We start from the raw sequence: 19,789 nt of genomic DNA, 5'->3' as shown, positions 1-19,789 counted from the left end.
GGCTCCGGCGATGCGAAAATTCGGTGAAATTTATCGAATCGCAGGATTCAGAGCTTCGAGCCGGCTTCGGCGTCGAGATAGAAGGTGGCGTCCTGATGTTCTTGAAGGAAAGATGCGCTGACTTGGTCGGTCACGGGGCCGGTGAGGGCCTCCTTTACGATGTCCGCCTTTGCCGCGCCCCAAGCGAGCAGGGCGATCCGCCGGGCTTCGAGAATGGTGCCGCAGCCCATGGAGATCGCGTATTCCGGGACATTCTCCAGCCCGCCAAAGGCAGGGGCGGCGTCCTGACGGGTGATCGGATCCAGCTCGACCTTCCGGGTGCGGCTGCCCCGCGGTGAACCGGGTTCATTGAAGCCGATGTGGCCGGTGCGGCCGATCCCGAGAAGCTGGAAGTCGATGCCTCCGGCGGCGCGGATCAATTCCTCATAGGCGGCGCAGTGGGCCTCCAGAGCCTCCGGCGGCACCATTCCATCGGGGATGTTCAGGTTTTCCGCGGGGATGTCCACGTGATCGAACAACTCCCTGCGCATGAAGGCGCGGTAGCTCTCCGGATGATTTCCAGGGAGGCCCAGATACTCGTCGAGATTGAAGGTGATGACCTTCGCGAAGCTGAGCTGGCCTTCGCGGTGCAGGCGGATGAGCTCCCCGTAGAAGGGCAGGGGGGTGCGACCGGTGGCGAGACCGAGCACGGCAGGGCGTCCGGACTCATTGATGGTGCGGATTAGAGCCGCGAGTTCCAGAGCCAGCGTGCGGCTGGCTTCGGTTCGATCCGGGAAAATTCGCACCGGGATGGACTCAGTCATGAAGGGGAAGTGCCGCAGGGCAGCTCCCTTTGTCAAAACGAAAAAGGCTCAAAAACGCAGGAACACTCAAGAAAAAGACTAATTTGTCACTGGGCTGAAGAGGTGCCGAGGCTCTTCTCCAGTTCCATATCGAAGTCAGCGCCGCGTTGGATCGCATTCTGGTAGTATTCCAGCCCCAGCTTCTTCTTGCCCTGCTTTGCGTAGAGGTAGGCGAGATTGTAGTAGGCGTCGTGGGCGGTGTCGTCGAACTCGATGGCGGACTTCAGCTCCTCCTCGGCGCGATCTTCGTTGCCGGTTTCGAAGTAGGCGCGGCCGAGCATCACGTGGCCGAGGGCATTTGTGGGCGAGAGTTCGATGCTCTTCTTGAGCGGCTCGATGGCTTGTCCGGGCTCACCCATTTCCAAGAGGGAGTAACCGAGCATGCGATGGGCATACGGGTTGTTCACGCTGAGCTCGGAGGCGCGACGGAAAGTATCCGAGGCACCGGGCAGGTCCTTCAGGCGCATCTGGACGTTGCCGAGCTTGCAACGGGTCTCGGTGTCGCCGGGATTCCGCTCGAGGATGAGCTCGAAAAGCTCGCGCGAGGAATCGAAGCGATCGGCCAGATAGGCGCGCTTTGCGGCATCGGTGTAGGGGATGTTTTCCTGCTCCAGGCGGGCCACGTTTGCGTCGACTTCGCTCTGTGTCTTGGCGGAGGGAGAAATGAAGGTGTCGTCCACGCGGTGGCCTTGGACCAGCTTCATCTCGTCGGCACTGAGAGGCATCTCCGCTTGGTTGAGAAGGTTGAGCGCCTGCTTGTACTTTTCGTCTTCCTTCGCGTTGTCTCCCGCGGCGTCGAGGAGGAGCTGCACGCCCTCACGCTGGCGCTCCTGAATCCTGAGCTGCTTCTTGACGAGGCTGCGGAGCATCTCGGTTTCCTCGGTGGTCGCGCCGCTGTTGCCGCCGGCAAGGTTCTTGTCTTCCGACTGAAGGCGGGCTTCGAGATCGGCGATGCGCTTGTCCTGCGCGGTCTTCTCGTGCTTGTAGGCGTTAATGGCGGCCTTCGCCAACGCGAAGTCACGCATGGCGGTGAGGAGTTCGTCCTGATTGGCGTTTACCTCGCGGTTGAGGCGGTCCACGTTTTCGCTGGCCTCACGCAGTTGCTTGGCCAGTCCCATGTTCTGGTCGATCAGGGTCTGGACCTGGCTGCCTTCGTTCAGCTTGAGAAGCTCGCGGAGCTGGTTGCGCTCCTGGGTCAGCCCGTCATAGCGCTGCTGCAACTCGTCGAAGGACCCCTTGACCTCGGTGAGCTGATTTTCGAGCGAAGCGATGCGTTGCTGTGAAATCGCATATTTCGCGTCGGCCTCGCGCAGCTCTTCCTGGTATTTCTGAAGTTGCTTCTGCTGGCCGGCGATGACCTTGCCGGTGGCTTCGCGTTCGATTTCGAGATTTTGCTTCAGATCGGCGGCCTGCTGGGCGAGGCGCGCGCGCTCGGTCTGGAGCGCTTCGATCTGTCCTTGGGCGGTGCGGGTTTCCTTCTGGCTTTCGCCAAGGGCGCGGCCCATGGCTGCCTTGTCCCGCTGAAGCGACTCGATCTGTCCGGTGAGCTTCTGCAGCTCTTCCTGCATCGGCGCGGCGGCGAATTTCTCGCGCAGCTTTGCCAACTCGTCATGGGCCTGCTTGAGCTCCGCGCGGGCGATGTCGCGTTGTCGGGAAATGTCGTTGGCGCGGCTCCGTTCGCGCTGGGCGTCGTTCTCTGCCGGGGGCTTTGCGGAGAGTTCCGATTCCAGATTCTTCACCTTGTCCTCGAGCTCGGCGATGCGGCGGGACTCGATGGTGTCCACGTCCGCCATCGGCTTGATCGGCGCTGCAGGGATCTGGGGCAGGATCGGCTTCGGCTGGGTGGTCTCCACCACGCCGACCTTCGCACCTCCTTCGAGCTCGGCCACGGCGCGGGCTTTTTTCTCGTCCTCCTTCAGGGCCAGCGGACCGACACGACCGATGTCCTCAATGACAATGGCGCGGCGGTTGCCAACCATGTCGCGCTTCCACGTGGGGAAATAGGTGGCGATGCTGTCGAAGAGCTTTTGGGCCTGGGTATATTTTTCGAGCGCTTCGACCGCCTTTTTCTCTTGCTCCAGCTTTTGGGCATCCTTGTAGCGGAGCCAGCCTTCGAAATAGACGTCAGAGGGGTCGAAATTCGGAACCGCTTTCCCATCCCGCGGCGGGGCCAAGGGGATCTCCCGCTGCTGGCCGGGGGCCGAAACCGATGAGAGCGCAATGCTGCAAGCGCACGCAAGCAGGCTGGCACGACCGGTCAAACGGAAGAGGCTCCGAGGCATAGGGCGCGGAAACTAGGGAAGCGCCCTAGCCGCCGCAAGGGGAAATGCGAGGCTGCGCAAGGTGTTAGGGGCGTCCACGGAGGGCTCCCGACGGGAATTGTGGCTTTTTGCATGGTTGCGCAAAATTTTCACCAGTGCGCAAAGTAAGGGCGGGCTAGTATAAATCATAGTTCTCTCCGGGTAGGCGCCCGTGTTAGCGACATCATCCACCATGCACCGCCTGCTGCCGCTTCTTTGGCTTCCCTGCATTTCGACCCTTCATGCCCAGCTCAAATTCGAACTCCAGGATGGAGATCGGGTGGCTTTTCTGGGGGATGCCTTCAGCGAGCGAGAGCAGTATGAAGGATGGATCGAGCTCGCTGCCACCACCCGCTTCGCGGACCGGAACGTGAGCTTCCGCAACCTCGGCTGGAGTGCGGATACACCGAATGGCGATTCCCGCTGCGGATTGAGCCTGCTGCAGGCGGGGCTCGAGCCGGAAGGAGAGGGCTGGCGGCAACTGCAGCAGCAACTCGCGATCTACAAGCCCAGCGTGCTGCTTACCGGCTACGGCATGGCGGCGTCTCTTCCCGGCGGGATGTCCGCGGACGAGTTCCGAATGAGCTTTGAGAAGCTGCTCGATCATGCAGCGAGCATGCCGAAGCTGCGTGTCGTCGTGATCGGGGCGCCGCCGCGTTTCCTGCGTGAGGGAGAAAAAGCCGACTCTCCCGAAGTGCGCAACCACCGTGAAGCTCTCGCCGCGATCAACCGGGTGCTCCAAGACATCGCCGAAAAGCGGGGCCTTCCTTTTGTGTCTCTCGATGCCCTCGCCAAGACCCCGGGGCTTTCCGACAACGGGATCCATCTGAATGGTGCGGGCTACCGCCACGCCGCGCGACAGATCGAAAGCCAGCTCGGCTGGGGCACCGGCAAGTGGAACGAAGGCAAGCCTGCAGAGGCCCTGCGCAAGGCGATCCTGAAGAAGAACGAATGGTTCTTCCACCGCTCCCGCCCGGCGAACATGGCTTACATCTTTGGCTTCCGGAAAGCGGAGCAGGGGAGGAATGCCGGAGAGATCGAGGCCTTCGACAAACTCGTGGAAGCGGAAGAGCAGCGGATCGCGAAGATGCGGGATCTTTCCAAGGGCGAGATTGTTCCCGAGCCGCCGGCACGCACCGAATCACAGGTGGCAGCGAACACCCCGCAGCCGCATCCTTCCTTCACCGTGGCCGACGGCTACGAGGTGACGCTATGGGCGGAAAATCCGCTGCTGCACAAGCCGACCCAGATGAACTTCGATGAGCAGGGCCGCCTCTGGGTGGCGAGCTCGGAGACCTATCCGCAGGTGGAAGTGGGCCAGACGGCGGACGACAAGATCCTGGTGCTGGATGACACCGATGGCGACGGCAAGGCGGACAAGTCCACGGTTTTTGCCGAAGGCATGCTGATGCCCACGGCGGTGCTGCCGGGCGATGGCGGCTGCTATGTCGGCCAGAGCACGGACCTTCTGCACTTCACCGATACCGATGGCGACGGCAAGGCGGACACGAAGCGCCGCGTCCTGAGCGGCTTCGGCACCGAAGATACCCACCACAATCTCCACACCCTGCGCCGCGGTCCGGATGGCAAGCTGTGGATGAACCAGAGCATTTACACGCGCACCGACACGGAGACGCCGAATGGCCTGATGCGTCTGAAGAGCGGCGGCATCATGCGCTTTGATCCGCGGCAGGAGAAGATCGAGACGGTCTTCTACGGGTGGTGCAATCCGTGGGGGCATCAGTTCGACAGCTACGGCCAGTCCTTCGTCACGGATGGCGCGGGCGGCGGCGGGATCAACTGGGGTCTACCGGGTGCGATGTATTTCACCTATGCGAATGCGGAGAAGGTGCTCGGTAGCATCAGCCCCGGTTCCTATCCGAAGTTCTGCGGGCTGGAGATCATCGGTTCCTCGAATTTCCCGGCGGAGTGGCAGGGGAACATGATCACCTGCGATTTCCGCGCGCATCGTGTGGTGCGTTTCACGATTTCCGAAGATGGCGCGGGCTTTGCCGCCCAGGAAGCAGGGGACCTGCTGCGCACTGAGGATGTGAATTTCCGACCGATTGACGTGAAGACCGGGCCCGACGGCGCGCTGTATATCGCGGACTGGTCAAACCCGATCATCAACCATGGCGAGGTCGATTTCCGTGATCCGCGTCGCGACCGCGAGCACGGCCGCATTTGGCGCGTTCAGCGCAAGGGCGCTGCACTGACGCCGAAACGCGATCTCGCGGCCTTGGAGCCGACGGAGCTGTTGGGCTTGCTGACCAGCGACCAACGCCACGAACGCGAGCAGGCGATGGCCTTGCTGGTGGACGGGAAGATGACCCCTGGATTGGAGCAGGCGATCAATCGCTGGAAGGCCTCAGCGAAGGATGGTCGCACCCGTCTGGCCGCACTGTGGTTGAGCCAAGGTCTGCACCGCCCGGATCTTTCCCTGTTGGAGAAGGTGCTCGTCGATGGCGATCCCAAGGTCCGCGCTGCTGCGGTGCGCGTGGCAGGCGATTGGCTCGATCTTTTGGATGATGGCAAGGCTCTGAAATTGATCGAAGCTGCCGTGCTGGACACGAACCCGCGCGTTCGTGTCGAGGCGTTGCGAGTGATCACGAAGCTGCCTGGTGCCGAGCCGATGGATCTCGCCTTCCGCGTGCTGTCGCAACCGATGGACCGCTTCAGCCAGTATGCGCTGTGGCTGAATTTCCGGGAGCATGGCAAGGAGTGGCTGGATGGTGTCGTCACCGGCAAGCTGCCGCTTTCCGGCCGGGAATCGGCCCTTGAGTTTGCGCTTTCGAATCAAGGAAAGGGCAAGGGCAGCGGAGGTCTGGCCAGCTTGATGCCGAAGCCGCTGCCGCGCGATGCCTCGGGTCCGTGGTTCAATCTCGCGATGGAGACTGGTGACCCCGCGCTCCTCGAGGCCTTCTATCAGCAGGTGCTGGATCAGGGCTTCGACCCGGTGATCGGAGGCAATATCCTCGGCCAGCTTGCAGCGGGGATTTCCGGACGGAAATTCGAGATGAATGCGAAAGCCGGGAGCTTGGAGAAGTTGTCGGGCTTGTTTGGATCATCCGAGCCTACGCTTGCCGCGGCCGCCTTGCGGATGGCGGGAGCACTCCGGCTTGCGGAGCTTTCCCCGGCGGCTGCGAAGATTGCAGCGGATACCGCCGTGGTCGCTCCAACCCGCATTGCGGCGATCGAGAGCCTTTCTTATTTCCCGGATCCTTCGGTGCGCCAGGCCCTGGAAGGAGTGGTCGCCAGTGATGCGCCCTTTGATCTCAGGTCGCGTGCTGCCGTGGCGCTGTCACGTCAGCATCGTGAAGCGTCGATCACGGCGATCCGCAGTATCCTTCCCGTGATGAAGGATGAGGTTGAGGCCAAGGACCTCTGGCAGAAGACCCAGCCGATCAGCCGGCTCGGTGCAGATCTCACGAAGTCCTTCGAGGCCCAGCCGCTTGCTCCGGAAGTCGCAGGCATGCTGGCGAAGGCGGTACCGGACATTGATGAGAATGCAGGTTTGCTCTCCGTGCTGCGAAAGCAGGCAGGTGTCGCACCGATGACGGGACCCACCGCGGAATCCATCCACAAGCTTGCCGAGCTGGCCGCAGCCCAAGGCAACGCCGTACGTGGCGAAACCATCTATCGCCAGGCGATGCTGGCTTGTGCGTCCTGCCACGCGATTGGCGGGGCAGGGGGGAAGGTCGGACCTGATATGACCTCGATCGGTGCGAGCGCGCCGATGGATTACCTTGTGGAATCGGTGCTGCTGCCGGGTGCCAAGGTGAAGGAAGGCTATCACTCCGTGATCGTGGAGACGAAAGACGGGCGCACCCTGATCGGCAAAATCCTTCGCAGCGGCGGAGGCAGTCTGGTGCTGGCCGATGCTGCCGGCCAGGAGGTCACGCTCCCTGACGAAGCGGTGCTTAAGAAGACCGACACCGGGAGCCTGATGCCTGCGGGCTTGATCGCGAACCTGAAAGAGCAGGAACAGGCTGACCTCTTCAAGTTCCTTTCCCAACTCGGGAAGCCCGGTGACTTCGATGCGACGAAGAGCCGCGCGCCTCGGGTTTGGGCCGTGATGCCTCTGCAGGGCGAGCCTTCGGCCGCCGCGATTGCGGGTGATGCAGGCCTTCCGTGGGTGGTCGTGAATGGTACCGTGAACGGCCGCTTGCTGGCGGCGGATCTGGCGACCTACGGCGGGAATTCCTCGGATTTCCTGGCGGCCTCCCGCATCCAGCTTTCCACGCCGGGAGAGCTTGTAGTCAGCTTCCCGCAGGGCACAGCGCCTGATGGAATCTGGATCGATGGCAAGCCGGTGAGGGAGGGGAAGGTCAGCCTCTCGGCGGGCATCCACAAGATCGTCGTAAGGATCCAGCCGGGCGGGAAGGACTTCCGCTTCGAGGCATCTGCAGGGACCTTCTTGCCGACGTGGTGAGAGGGAGCTAGCGGCGCTTTTTGCCTCCACGCCAAAAGTGGAATACGAATCCGAATGGAAGGGCGACGAGGCCGAACATCGTGAGGATGTTCGGCCCGACTTAGATCAAAAAATCGGATAGGTTCGCCATGCGACCAGAACAAGACATCGGTGCCGTTGCGAGACCTGCCATGAGACACAGTGTGCCAACCACAATGCAAGAAGGGCCGACCACAGATCTCTTCATTTGATTTCGCGAAGGTCTAGTGGATCAAATTCGGTAGCGACAGACCGCCTTTCGCCTGCACGGACTTTTCACGAGAGGGAATGGCTCCGTGCTCTCTTCACCTTGCGAGGGCCATTTTGATCGTCTCCGCAATCGGCGTGGTCGGACGGTCAATGAGGGTGGAAAGCGTGCGGCTATCGTCGAAGAGATCGCCAGCGGCGGCTCCGCGGTCGCTATCGGCGATCAACTCGGCATAGACTTGGGGCATGCCGACCTTGAGCAGCAATTCGACATAGGCGGGCTCCGATAGATCCTGATAGGGGATCTGCTTGCCTGTCTGGCGCGAGATCTCGGCGGCGAGATCGGCGAGGCTGAAGGCGTCGTCTCCGGCCAACTCGTAGATGCGGCCGGATTCGAGTGGTGCGGTGAGGACGACGGCTGCCGCTTCCGCATAGTCCTGGCAGGCAGCGGAGGCGATGCGTCCCGAGCCTGCGCATCCAACAAGGGCGCCATTCGCGAGAACGCCGGGGAGAGAGCGGAGGTAGTTCTCGGTATACCAGCCGTTCCGGAGCAAGACGTAGGGTAGCCCTGAGGCAATGAGCGCCTGCTCGGTCTCCAAGTGCTCCTTCGCCACGCTGAGCGTGGAGGTATCGGCGCGGAGGACGCTGGTGTAGGCGAGCTGCTTCACGCCTGCGTCCTTGGCGGCTTCGATCGCGCTGACGTGCTGGGCGACTCGCTGGCCGAGTTCGTTCGAAGAGATGAGCAAGACGCGCTCCACTCCCTCGAAGGCCTTTGCGAGAGCCGCGCGGTCTCCATAGGCGGCCACCCGGACGGAAACGCCACGTTCCGCGAAATTCGCGGCTTTGGAGGAATCCCGAACGACCGCGACCAATTGGTCTGCGGGAACGGTTTTCAGAAGCTGGGCAAGGACAAGGCGGCCGAGCTGGCCGGTGGCACCGGTGATGGCAATCATTTGAGGGTGTCGGTAGTTGGTTTCCTGATCAAATCCGGTATGGATTTGATTCTTGGTTCCGATTCGATACCGTGAGCTTTGTCGCCCCGCAAGAGGGGTTCTTTTTCTCACCCGGTAACACCGGAGTAACCATAGCACCGCCGCATGCCATGAAGCTTTCCCTTTCGCCCGCCCAGACGGGCATCGGCTATGACAAGAACTGCCCGATGCGTGATGTGCTCGATTGCATCGGTGACCGCTGGAGCTTGCTAGTGCTTGCCTATCTTTCGGCGGGCACCTTGCGCTTCACGGAGCTCAAGCGGGCGATCGGCGATATCTCCCAGCGCATGCTTTCCCAGACCCTGCGCTCGCTGGAGAGGGACGGCTACCTTTCACGACATGCCTATCCCACCGTCCCTCCGAAGGTCGAATACACGCTAACCGCACTGGGGACTTCACTGCTGGAGAGAGTCGAGCCGCTGCTGCTCTGGGCGAACGAGAACCACGCGAAGGTCCTGAAGGCGCGGGAGGCCTATGTCCCGCCGCCGGCAGCCGCTCCGCTATGATCGAGGGGAGCCTCAGGGCTTCTGATACACCCGTACCCAGTCCACTTCCATCTTCTGCGGGAAGACCGTCTTGTCATCCGGCGGGCCGGGCCAGCCACCGCCGACCGCGACATTCAGGACCATGTGGAAGGGCTTGTCGAAGGGCGCGGGGAAGGGGCCTCCCGTGCTGCTCCACTTGTTCTGGGTCTGGTAAAGCTTGCCATCCACATACCAGCGGATCTCGCCCTTCTCCCACTCGATGGCGAAGACATGAAAGTCATCGGCGAAGCTGCCCTTTTCCAAGGTGTAGGGAGCACCGGTGTGGACGTTCTGTGGCCAGTTGGCCCCATGATGGAGGGTGCCGTGGACCCTGTTCGGCTCGTGGCCGACCATCTCCATGATGTCGATTTCCCCGCTGGCTGCCCACCCGCCGTAGGGGCTGTTTTCAGGGAGCATCCAGATGGCGGGCCAGATGCCACGGCCGGTCGGGAGCTTGGCCCGGATCTCAAAGCGACCGTAGGTCCAGCTGGCGCGGCGCTTGGTGCGCATGCGGCCGGAGCTGTAGTCCTTCTCGACGCCGGCGGAATTGAACTTCTCCTTCTTTGCCTCGATCACCAGCTTGCCGTTCTCGACGCGGATGTTTTCCGGGCGGTCGGCGTAATATTGCATCTCGCCATTGCCGCCACCGTGGCCGTTCTCTTCCACGTCCCATTTGGAGAAATCGATCTCCTTGCCATCAAACTCGTCGGACCAGACGAGCTTCCAGCCTGCGGGGGCTTCCTGGGCGGGGGAGAGTGTGGAGAAACAGGCGAGGGCGAGTAGGGAGGCGCGGATCATGGGTGCTGGGAAACGTCGCGAGAGAGGCGGGTTTATCGTTCTCTTTTCAATGCGCAATGGTGTCAGGGGGCCGGGATTGTGTGGCAGGAAACGATGCCCGCGCCACGGCAGCCCGAGCGGTCGCGAGGGGGAGCCAAGGCAAGTGAAATCAGGGCCGGGCGCGATTTCCCATCTGTTGGATGGAGCGGGATTGCCTTCCGGCCCGGTTCCGGCTTCCATCCGCGCCGCGCGATGGCAGGTGGTTTCTCTTTCGATTCTCTCAACAAGGCCCAACGGGATGCCGTGGCCTCCTTGGATGGCCCGGTCTTGATTCTGGCCGGGGCAGGAACCGGGAAAACGCGCACGGTGACCTGCCGCATCTCGAACATGCTGGAGGTGGGGATCCCGCCCGAGAATATCCTGGCGGTGACCTTCACCAACAAGGCCGCCTCCGAAATGCGCGAGCGTATCGGCGGCATGGTCTCGAAGAAGAAGGCGGAGGCGATGACCGTCTGCACCTTCCACTCGCTCTGCGTGCGCTTGCTGCGCGGCGGTATCCACAAGCTGGGCTATAAGAAGAATTTCTCCATCTGCACGCAGAGCGACCAGGTGGGCATCATGAAGCAGCTCATCGTCCGGATGGGCGGCACGGATGAAAAGGTGAAGGCGGAAGCCGTGCTGGCCGAGATCTCGCGGGCAAAGAACCGCAGCATCGCGCTGGAGGACATGGAGGATGACTTTTTCTCCTCTCTCGCCGTGGCGTATCAGAACGAGCTGCGCGCGCAGAACGCGGTGGACTTCGATGACCTGCTGGTGCTCGCCGAGCTGCTGCTGCGCGAGCATCACGACGTGCGAGACTACTTCCGCAGCGTTTACAAGCGGGTTACGGTCGATGAGTTCCAGGACACCAACGGCCTGCAGATGCGTCTGCTCCAGCAACTCGTAGGGCCGCCGTATCACGTCTGCGTGGTGGGCGATGACGACCAATCGATCTACGGCTTCCGCGGTGCGGAAAGTGCGAACATCCTGGAGTTCGAGCGCTTCTTCCCGAATCCAAAGGTTATCCTGCTGGAGGAGAACTACCGTTCTTCCCATGCGATCCTGCATACCGCGAACAGCCTGATCCGCCGGAACGTCGGACGCCGGGAAAAGTCGCTCAAGTCGACCATCATGGGCGGGGAGCCGGTAAAGGTGGTCGGCATGCCGGGCGATGAAGAGGAGGCAGTCTACATCACCGAGGAAATCCTGGTGGACAAGGCGCGCGGCAATCGGCCGTGGGAAGATTTCGCGGTGCTTTTCCGCACCAACAAGCAGAGCCGCAAGCTGGAGGAGGCACTGCGCGAGCGGAAGATCCCGTACCGCATGGTCGGTGCGCAGAGCTTCTACGATCGCCGTGAGGTAAAGGATGCGCTGGCTTACATCGCTCTGCTCGATGATCCGGAGGCGGATGTGCCGCTGCTGCGCGTGTTGAATTCACCACCGCGCGGGATCGGCCAAGCGACGGCGATGCTGGCCACGGATTACAGCCGTGAGATCGGGGCCAGCGTCTGGCGTGCCTTGACCGATGAGAACTTCCTTTCGCAGCTCTCGACGAAGGTCCGAAATTCAATCGAGACATTCACCTCCCAGGTCCTCACCGCGAAGCTGAAGGTGGATGCCAAGGTCATGCCGCCGAACCATGTCCTGAAGGAGTTCCTCGACGAGATCGAGTATCTCCCGTGGCTGGAGCGGGGTTGCAAGACGGACCAAGAAAAGACCCAGCGGAACGAAGGGCTCGGCGAGGTGCTGAAGGAGCTGGCCAAGGCGCACGAGCGTGGCAAGAGCTTGCGGAAATTCCTCGATGACAGCGCGCTGGCCTCCGACCGGGAGGAAGATGACCTTGAGAAAAAATCCGGTGCGACGCTGATCACGCTTCACGCGTCGAAGGGGCTGGAGTTCCCGATCGTGTTCCTTGTCGGCCTGGAAGAAGGCGTGCTACCGCACCAGCGCAGTGTAACCGAAGGCACGAAGGACGAAGAACGCCGCCTGCTCTACGTCGGCATTACCCGCGCGCAGCAGAAGCTGGCGCTGACCTACTGCACGGTCCGCATGAAGTGGGGCCAGCAGCATGCCTGCCAGCCCAGCAGCTTCCTGATGGAGCTGGATGACGAGTATCTCATCCATACCAGCTACGACGACGTGATGGGCGCCGAGGTGGATGATGAAGAGCTGGGGGACTTCTTCGGCGGCTTGAAGGATTTCCTGAACGGCTGAGGCCGGATTCAGGAGGTGAGGCCTTCGGGTGCTTGCTGGTCCTCGCCGCGGATCTTCCGCTGTGTGCGTTCTTCAAGCGCGCGGATTTCGTGCATGACGGCTTCGGAGAAGCTCATGTCCACGGCTTCCGGATTCTCCGGATCTTCGTGACGCCAGATCACGATCTTCCCTTCAGGCGTGAAGCAGTAGGGATCGGCATCACCGAGGATCTTCAGAAAGGGGACCAGGTCGCCAGCACCTGCGTTTTTCATCTCTTGCCATGCCGAGCGCATGTGCAGCCAATCCGGTGCCGCGGAGGAGAGGCTGTAAACTAACAGGCCCCTGAGGAAGGACCACATCGGTCCGACGCTATAGGGCTCCGGCTCAGGCCAGACCTCTTCCGAGGCTGAGATGTAGAGTCCGCCCAAGGGGTGAATGGCGAGTTCCCGGAACTCATCCGGCAAGGCAAAGCCGATCTCGCTTTCGAATGCCGAGATCTCGGCTGGCGAAGGCTCGGAACCTTGTTGGGCGAAGATGCGATAGAGGCCCCGATCGTGGGTCTCAACGTAGCGAATGATGTCGGAAACGGACACGCCGCAGTGAAATTCGCGATTTTCTTTCGGGCAAGGGATTGGCGTAGCGGAGCCCGATTAAAACAAATTGTTTTGGATTTCTGAAATTGGGTAAAGCCTAACAATCAGGGTGTAATGTCCGATTTTGGGATGCCATGGGTACGGGCAGGGTAGGGATGGTGTCGCTTGCATCAGCCTGAAAAACAGGGGCTTCTGAAGGGCACCTACGCACTCGCGTAATGGAGTCCTTAAGGGCGCGTGATATTCTGCGGGCGGCTGAAGTTACTCACCCTTCATCCGGAAGCGCTGGTCACCCCCATTTCACGGCAGCGTTTTTCGGATAACGGCCACCCACCCCACCCCATGTCCATCCCACCCCTTCTCAGGGTAGTGCTTGCACTGCTCCTGACCCTTACTGCCGTGAAGGCAGGCACCGGTGCGCAAGTCTATTGCTGGGCTCCGCATTTGTCGTCACCCATTCTGCTCGATTCCCATGGCATGGGCGTTGGCAGCTATGCGGGTCGTCCCTATGGCTACAAGATCTTCGGCGTCGCCGGATCGCTCACCTTGGGCGATCAATGCGATGGTGCCTTTCCTGACCCGGCGGACACGCTGAAGCGTTTTCGCAAGGGTTGGTGGATCGGCGGTCTCGGAGACCGGACCAATATTTACTCCAGCGTGAAGCTGCAGGTGAACTGGGCGCAGTTCTATCCACGTCGGCTCGAAGTGACGGGTGATCGTCCCGGCTCTACCACGGGTCCCGTCCGCCTCTACGGCGAGACCTGGGATTGCACGAAAAAATTCGGCTATCCTGAAGTGACCCTCGTTTTCCATCTGGCCGGTTCGCAGGACTCCGCGATCCCTAACAGAAATCCGAATGGTTTCTTCTACGTGGTGGCGGAATACAGCCTCACCGCGCCGCAGCTCACCGGCAGCCTCACGGTAACGAATCAGGCCGTGCTCCGGAACAACGTCACGCCCGTGGGCTACAAGATCAACCGCACGGGTGGCACGACCCAGACTCCTCCTTTCACCGGCTATGATCCGAGTGGTGAGGTGGTCTTCCTGGCCGGCCAGTAACTCTAACAGAACAACACGAGGATGAAGCTCTCTCTCTTTGCCCTGTTAGCCCTTGTTCCTCTCGCCTCCGGTCAGGCTCCCGAAGGGGCTGGAATGGGAGCGGGGCACCTGCCGAAGGACATCAAGGCTCCCATCGGCCGCGCGGTTTCCGATAAGGATCTCAAAGCCCGCCAGGAACGAGAAAAGTTTGGCGGTTTCGCTCCGGAAGGTAGCGGTCCCCAAGGCTGGGATCTGGAGAAAAATTCGGAGTTCCTCGTATTCGACGGGAACTACACGATCGTGCCGAAGGGTGCGATCCTCCACGTGCCGGAGCGTTACAAGACGCAGGTGGTGGCAAAGCCGCAGGGGAATTTCATCCTCTGGCAGGAATTCATCACGCGCTACCGGGCCGTGGTTTCCTCGTTCGAGGTTTCGCTCGAAGAGGCTTCCGGACAGGCCGCGATCAAGCCCGAGCGCCTCGATGCGGCCAGCAAAACGGGCATGATCGTCGTTGGGACGCTAAACCACAATCCGATCTCGGTGGCAAAGGGCACCGCGACCGTGGCCCAAACTCCCGCCCGCTAACTCCTTCCTGCTCTGACCATGATTGTGCGCTCTTTGCTAGTGTTCCTCTCCTTGGCGGGAGGACTCCGCGCTGCCGATTTCATCCGGCAGATCCAGACGGTGAGCGGTGTGTCGGTGATCTACGACATGGCGCTCGCCAATGACCAAGGGTCGGTGACTTCCAAGCCGCTGACGGCGGACTCCGCGGTCTTCCAGCTCTATGCCACGACCACGGGTACCAACAACGCCACGACCTTGGTGAAGCTGGATGAAAAGGCGGTGGGGACTTTCCTCCCGCAGGTGACCGTGCAGGCCCTCTCGGAAGACCCGTATTATCCGCCCCGTACCAGGGCGGACAAGCCCTACGGGATGCGCATCACGATCGCCGGGATGTCGGCTCTGACCACGGTGCCGGATTCGCTGAAGAAGGTCCAGGTGGGACGCAGCTACAAGCTCTACGATTCCAAGACCTTCACTCCGACGGGCAGTTCCGGGACCTATGCGGATACCTTCCTTTTCCGTGCGAACGGCACCTTCACGGACAATGCCATCCTGCAGCGTCTGCCGGTGACGAAGCCGACCAAGGCGGTCGGGGAGGAGTCCTTCACCGTCTACCTGCATCCGGATGCCGGCACACCGCAGGCGGAACTGGCCAAGGCGACCGTCCAGATCTGGCCGGTGGCAGAGGGGAAGATCGAGAACATCATCGAAGGAAAGACGTACAATGCAGCTCCGCGGGATGGAAACATCATCGTGAAGGATGTCTACCCGAAGAGCATCACCTACGCCCAGATCTACAAGGGCAAGCAGCTCACCGGGACGATCGGCACGCCTCTCCCGAATGCGGTGGTGTCTCACAATGCCGCGGTTCCCCAGCAAGTGCCGCTGGTCTTCTCCGACCTGGATAGCCTCGTCACGGACGATGGTGAATACACCATCGAGGTTCTCACCATCACGCCGTTTAATGGAGGTGCTCCGGAAATTATCGATCACGTGACTTTCGATCTCGACCGCATCATCGAGGTGAATGCCAGCACCGCGACCATGGAGTAGAGGCAAAGGGCGAGGGATGCTCGGATCTGGCTTTGATTTTCCGCTCCGGCTGCTAATCTGAGTGGTAATCCTCCTCCCTCCCATGTCGAAACAGGCCTCTCTAACCCACGATGTTCCTGCGTCCTCCAAGGATGCCTTGATGGCGGAACTTGCCTCCCTGCGCGGCGAAAGGGAGGACCTCAAGGCGGAGGTGGCGGACCTCCGCGCCCGGCTCGCAAAAGAGGGGGGCTGGGCAGCGGGCCACTATTATTCACCGATTCCGGACAAGGAGGAAGTGCTGCGCCAGATCGAGGTGAAGCGTGGGGAGATTCCCTCGGTTCCCGAAATTGAGATGAATCGGGAAGGTCAGGAAGCGCTCCTCCGGGAGTTTGCCGGCTACTACGATTCCATCCCTTTCCCAGAGGAACAGGCCCGGGGCTTCCGCTATTTTTTCCGGAACGATTGGTTCGCCTATGCCGATGCGATTTTTCTTCACTGCATTCTTCGGAAGCACCGTCCGCAACGGATCATCGAGGTGGGCTCGGGCTTTTCGTCGGCGGTGATGCTCGACACGATCGACCGCTTCTTCAGTGATTTGCCGGAGCTCACTTTCATCGAGCCCTATCCGCAGCGCCTGAAAAGCCTCCTGAGAAGTAACGACGCGAAGCGCGCCACCATTCTGGAAAAGAAGGTTCAGGAGGTGCCAGTCGAGGTGTTCGGCAAGCTCGGGGCGGGAGATCTCCTGTTCATCGATTCAAGCCACGTCATCAAGTGCGGCGGAGATCTCCAGTTCTTGATGTTCGATGTGCTGCCCCACCTTCCGTCCGGCGTCTTGGTTCATTTTCACGATATCTTCTATCCTTTCGAGTATCCGGAGCAGTGGCTTCAGCAGGAGCGGAACTGGAACGAGCTTTACCTGCTCCGCGCCTTCCTCGCCCATAACGAGAGCTGGGAGGTCCATTTCTTCAACAGCTACGTGGCTTCCGAATTCGGCGACACGATAGCGGCGCATCTGCCTTTGGCCGCGAAAAGCGCGGGGGGGAGCATTTACCTGCGGAAGCTCTGACTGGAGAAAGCGTCGGCCTGGTGCGCTGCGAAAGCCGGGGAGGCGGTCCAAAAAAACTCCGCCTTTTTCTGGCAGGCGTGGTATCGTCGAGGTGTGAATTATTTCCTGATCGCCGCGATTGTCGTGGTGCTGGCTTCCTGCGCCGAGCCCCAACCGTCTTATCTGGAAGGAAAGCCGTTGCCTTCCTACGTCGTAGGGGGCTGGAGCAAGTAGTGGAGATACTATCCAAGAACCGCACCAAGTTCTTGTCGTGGCCGGGCGGGGGGTGGTAGGGGTTCAAACGTGTTTGCCTGATGGGCGACACGGCACCTTGTTATGACCTCGACCCGAAATCTTGCCCTGTCCTTGGCCTGCGCCTTTACCGCCATGGCTTCCGCTGAAGAAAAGACCTCCGGGAATCCGATCTTTGAAGGTTGGTATGCTGACCCGGAGGCGATTGTTTTCGGAAACGAGTATTGGGTCTTCCCAACCTACTCGGCTCCGTATGGCGAGCAGACCCATTTCGATGCCTTCTCCTCAAGCGATCTCGTGAAGTGGAAGAAGCACGAGAAGATCATCGACACCAAGGACATCAAGTGGGCGAAGCGCGCAATGTGGGCGCCGTCCATCATCGAGAAGGACAAGAAATACTACTTCTTTTTCAGCGCGAACGATATCCAGAACAACGAGCAGGAAGGTGGCATCGGCGTGGCCGTGGCCAACAAGCCTGACGGTCCTTACAAGGATCTCATCGGCAAGCCGCTGATCGACAAATTCCATCACGGCGCGCAGCCGATCGATGGTTTCGTTTTCCGCGATGACGACGGATCGCACTACTTCATTTACGGCGGTTGGCGCCACTGCAACATCGCGAAGCTGAAGGACGACTTCAAGGGCTTCGAACCCTTCGAAGGCGGAGAGATCTTCAAGTCGATCACACCCGAGGGTTACGTCGAGGGACCGTTTGTCTTCAAGAAGGACGGGAAGTATTACTTCATGTGGTCCGAAGGTGGCTGGACGGGGCCGGATTACCGCGTGGCCTACGCGATCTCGGACTCTCTCTTTGGACCGCACAAGCGCATCGGCGTGGTGCTTCAACAGGATGATAAGGTCGCGCGAGGGGCGGGCCACCATTCCGTGATCCACAACAAGAAGGATGACAGCTGGTATATCGTTTACCACCGCCGCCCGCTGACTGAAACGGATGGCAACCATCGCGAAACCTGTATCGAGAAGCTGGAGTTCGACGAGAAAGGCCTGATCAAGCCGGTGACGATGACCACCGAAGGTGTGTCGGCGAGCCCGCTGAAGTGAGCCTGCTCACACGGGATTTCCTTTCAGGCCGGGCCGTGAAAACGGTCCGGCCTTTTTTATGGGAGCGGGCCAAACGATGGATGAAGCGGGACCGCGCGCCGAGATTCCTAGCGTCGGCGACGCAGGAGCCCGATCATCCCGATCAGTCCCAGGAAGGTAACCGAAGGCTCCGGCACGGCAGGTGTGGCACTGACACCGTCGATCTTGAAGCGGTCTACCCCGCGGAAGCCCTGCTTTCCGAGCTGGGCGCCGATGAGAACGGCATTGAAGCTCGTCGTGGCCCCTTGGATCTCGATCTCACGTGCTTCGCTGCTACGTGTGCCAAGATCATCGGTGCGTTCACCGAAGCCGAGATCGGCCAAGTCAGAATAGGTCAGTCCGGAGAGGTCCACATCGCGACTCAGATTGGCAGTGTAGTAGGTGACGTCGCGATCCCAAACGCCGTAGGGATCGACCTCGATCTTCACGTCCGTCACGGCGCTATCGAAAACGATGAGGACCCAATCATTGCCGCGGCCGTTGTCGATCTGGTGTTCCGGCACGCGCATTCCTTCGTCGCGATTCGTGACGCCGACACCGGTGGGATAAATGATCGATTTTCCGGATTCGAAGGAATCGTTCTTCCTCCCGTGGGTATGCCCCCAGGACGTGATGCTCATGCCGAGGGCGCCATCGGCAAACACGAGGGTATTGCCAAAAGCTTCCGTGCCTGGCGTTCCGTCCGTATCCCATGAGAGGGACTGGGAGAAACCCGGCAGGACGAGCGCAAGGATAGCGCACGCCAAGAGGGCGTAGAGATTCACGGGGGTGAAAGATAGGGTGGGGTGAGGGGATGGAAGCGTGGGGACACTTCCAGGCAGCACTGCGGATTAAAGCTCAATCGAGCCTTACAGTCAATGAGTCGCGGGCTACGTGATCGCGGAAGGGATCCGGACCGTTATTGCGCCGGGGCCGCCTCCGGCTTCGATGCGTTGCTGGCGCGCTCGGCGGCCTCCCGGGACTGCTTCTTGCCAAGTTCCACCGCGTCTTTCGTGAGTGAATCCAGATCGCGCCGGTAGTTCGATCGGGGGATGGCTGGCTTCGCCGAGGCACCGGCGGAGTCCAATGCCGCTACGGTCACCGCTGCCAAGCCGAGATGGGATGGATGGAGCATGTCCCGCTGCAGCAAGGCACGAGCGGTTCCTTTTTCCCAAACACGCCCGCCGAGGTCGAGGGTTTCTCCCGTGATCGCGGCCTTCATCATCGCGGCAAAGGGGAAGAGGCTCACGTTCTTCCTGGTGGCAGCCCATGCCTTCAGCCGCTCGTTGCATTTCGCGAGCACATCCGCCGGGGGGATCTCGTCCACGCCGAGAATGCCTCCCGCTGCATGTCTGGCATCCGGCAAATCACCAACGATGAGCGGTGCGGACATGCGGTCGAGCTGCTTCAAGCCGAATTCGAAAAGCTCCAGCCGCTGTGGCGGCGTGAGATCCCTGCCGTAGCAAAACCAGAACAAGGAATCGAGCGCGACTACCAAGGATGGATTCGCCTTCAGCGCCTCGTTCACCTGCTTTTCCAAGGAATCACGGGCACCCAGGAAGAGCGTCTTGCGGGCGTGGCTCACCACCGGTCGGTGTTCGCAGGTGAGCGCCTCGTTGAAGAAGTTGGCGAGCCGGAACTCGGGCGTGCGTGGTCCGCCGATGAATTCATCCGTGCAAAAGCCCGCAGAGACACTGGCGCCGATGATGGTGATGCGTTGGAAGAGCTCCGGCGCGGCGGCCGCGTCTTGTGCGCGGACGGGCGAAAGCAGGGCGCAAGGAAGCGTGATTGCGAAAGCTCCACCAAGCTGCAGGAAGGCTCTTCTTCTCATCGGTATTTCCCTATCCCCGCCGCGGTGGGG

General features: G+C 60.9%; 15 protein-coding genes. 8 read left to right on the top strand and 7 right to left on the bottom strand.

Translation table 11 applies throughout. The features are described 5' to 3' along the window. Window positions 1–47: 47 nt before the first annotated feature. Window positions 48–803 (bottom strand): glucosamine-6-phosphate deaminase, encoded by a 756-nt coding sequence (nagB, locus tag HHL09_RS02730; protein ID WP_169452960.1) that lies wholly within the window; start codon window positions 801–803, stop codon window positions 48–50. Between the two features lie 86 nt (window positions 804–889). Then, a complete protein-coding gene (locus HHL09_RS02725) occupies window positions 890–3,124 on the bottom strand; it encodes a tetratricopeptide repeat protein (protein ID WP_169452959.1) in 2,235 nt (744 codons plus the stop codon). A 211-nt stretch (window positions 3,125–3,335) separates the two neighbouring features. Here HHL09_RS02725 and HHL09_RS02720 point away from each other — a divergent pair, with 211 nt between their 5' ends. Then, entirely contained in the window at window positions 3,336–7,574 is a 4,239-nt protein-coding gene (locus tag HHL09_RS02720) for a PVC-type heme-binding CxxCH protein (protein ID WP_169452958.1), read from the top strand. 323 nt (window positions 7,575–7,897) lie between these two features. On the opposite strand, the gene HHL09_RS02715 is transcribed toward HHL09_RS02720, so the two are convergent. Then, window positions 7,898–8,752, bottom strand: a complete 855-nt coding sequence (locus HHL09_RS02715) for an SDR family oxidoreductase (RefSeq protein ID WP_169452957.1) — start codon at window positions 8,750–8,752, stop codon at window positions 7,898–7,900. A gap of 149 nt (window positions 8,753–8,901) precedes the next feature. Between HHL09_RS02715 and HHL09_RS02710 the strand changes: the two genes are divergently transcribed. Next, window positions 8,902–9,297: a winged helix-turn-helix transcriptional regulator gene (locus tag HHL09_RS02710; RefSeq protein ID WP_169452956.1), complete on the top strand. Its 396-nt coding sequence runs from the start codon at window positions 8,902–8,904 to the stop codon at window positions 9,295–9,297. Window positions 9,298–9,309: 12 nt separating this feature from the next. On the opposite strand, the gene HHL09_RS02705 is transcribed toward HHL09_RS02710, so the two are convergent. Then, entirely contained in the window at window positions 9,310–10,113 is an 804-nt protein-coding gene (locus HHL09_RS02705) for a glycoside hydrolase family 16 protein (RefSeq protein WP_169452955.1), read from the bottom strand. Between the two features lie 231 nt (window positions 10,114–10,344). On the opposite strand from HHL09_RS02705, the gene HHL09_RS02700 reads away from it, so the two are divergent. Continuing rightward, complete coding sequence (locus HHL09_RS02700) at window positions 10,345–12,345, top strand: ATP-dependent helicase (RefSeq protein WP_169452954.1); 2,001 nt, start codon at window positions 10,345–10,347, stop codon at window positions 12,343–12,345. Window positions 12,346–12,353: 8 nt separating this feature from the next. Here HHL09_RS02700 and HHL09_RS02695 read toward each other — a convergent pair whose 3' ends face one another. Continuing rightward, complete coding sequence (locus HHL09_RS02695; RefSeq protein WP_169452953.1) at window positions 12,354–12,917, bottom strand: SMI1/KNR4 family protein; 564 nt, start codon at window positions 12,915–12,917, stop codon at window positions 12,354–12,356. 342 nt (window positions 12,918–13,259) lie between these two features. Between HHL09_RS02695 and HHL09_RS02690 the strand changes: the two genes are divergently transcribed. The 5 genes from HHL09_RS02690 (at window position 13,260) to HHL09_RS02670 (ending at window position 17,910) form a co-directional block, all read left to right on the top strand. Continuing rightward, a complete protein-coding gene (locus HHL09_RS02690; protein WP_169452952.1) occupies window positions 13,260–13,976 on the top strand; it encodes a hypothetical protein in 717 nt (238 codons plus the stop codon). A gap of 21 nt (window positions 13,977–13,997) precedes the next feature. Further along, complete coding sequence (locus HHL09_RS02685; protein ID WP_169452951.1) at window positions 13,998–14,540, top strand: hypothetical protein; 543 nt, start codon at window positions 13,998–14,000, stop codon at window positions 14,538–14,540. Window positions 14,541–14,558: 18 nt separating this feature from the next. Next, window positions 14,559–15,572, top strand: a complete 1,014-nt coding sequence (locus HHL09_RS02680) for a hypothetical protein (protein ID WP_169452950.1) — start codon at window positions 14,559–14,561, stop codon at window positions 15,570–15,572. Between the two features lie 82 nt (window positions 15,573–15,654). Then, the gene (locus tag HHL09_RS02675; RefSeq protein WP_169452949.1) at window positions 15,655–16,617 is read left to right on the top strand and encodes a class I SAM-dependent methyltransferase; all 963 of its coding nucleotides are present in this window, start codon (window positions 15,655–15,657) and stop codon (window positions 16,615–16,617) included. Window positions 16,618–16,983: 366 nt separating this feature from the next. Beyond that, window positions 16,984–17,910, top strand: coding sequence for a glycoside hydrolase family 43 protein (locus HHL09_RS02670; protein ID WP_343224883.1), 927 nt, complete (start codon window positions 16,984–16,986; stop codon window positions 17,908–17,910). A 107-nt stretch (window positions 17,911–18,017) separates the two neighbouring features. On the opposite strand, the gene HHL09_RS02665 is transcribed toward HHL09_RS02670, so the two are convergent. Both HHL09_RS02665 and HHL09_RS02660 read right to left on the bottom strand, forming a co-directional pair. Further along, on the bottom strand, window positions 18,018–18,713 hold the full coding sequence (locus HHL09_RS02665; RefSeq protein ID WP_169452947.1) for a PEP-CTERM sorting domain-containing protein: 696 nt from the start codon (window positions 18,711–18,713) through the stop codon (window positions 18,018–18,020). A 134-nt stretch (window positions 18,714–18,847) separates the two neighbouring features. Then, window positions 18,848–19,759 (bottom strand): hypothetical protein, encoded by a 912-nt coding sequence (locus HHL09_RS02660; protein ID WP_169452946.1) that lies wholly within the window; start codon window positions 19,757–19,759, stop codon window positions 18,848–18,850. Window positions 19,760–19,789 lie beyond the last annotated feature (30 nt).

The sequence above is a fragment of the Luteolibacter luteus genome, assembly GCF_012913485.1.
GTDB lineage: Bacteria > Verrucomicrobiota > Verrucomicrobiia > Verrucomicrobiales > Akkermansiaceae > Haloferula > Haloferula lutea.
Note: the sequence above shows the minus strand (reverse complement) of the source record. Positions and strands in the feature narration are given on the sequence as shown.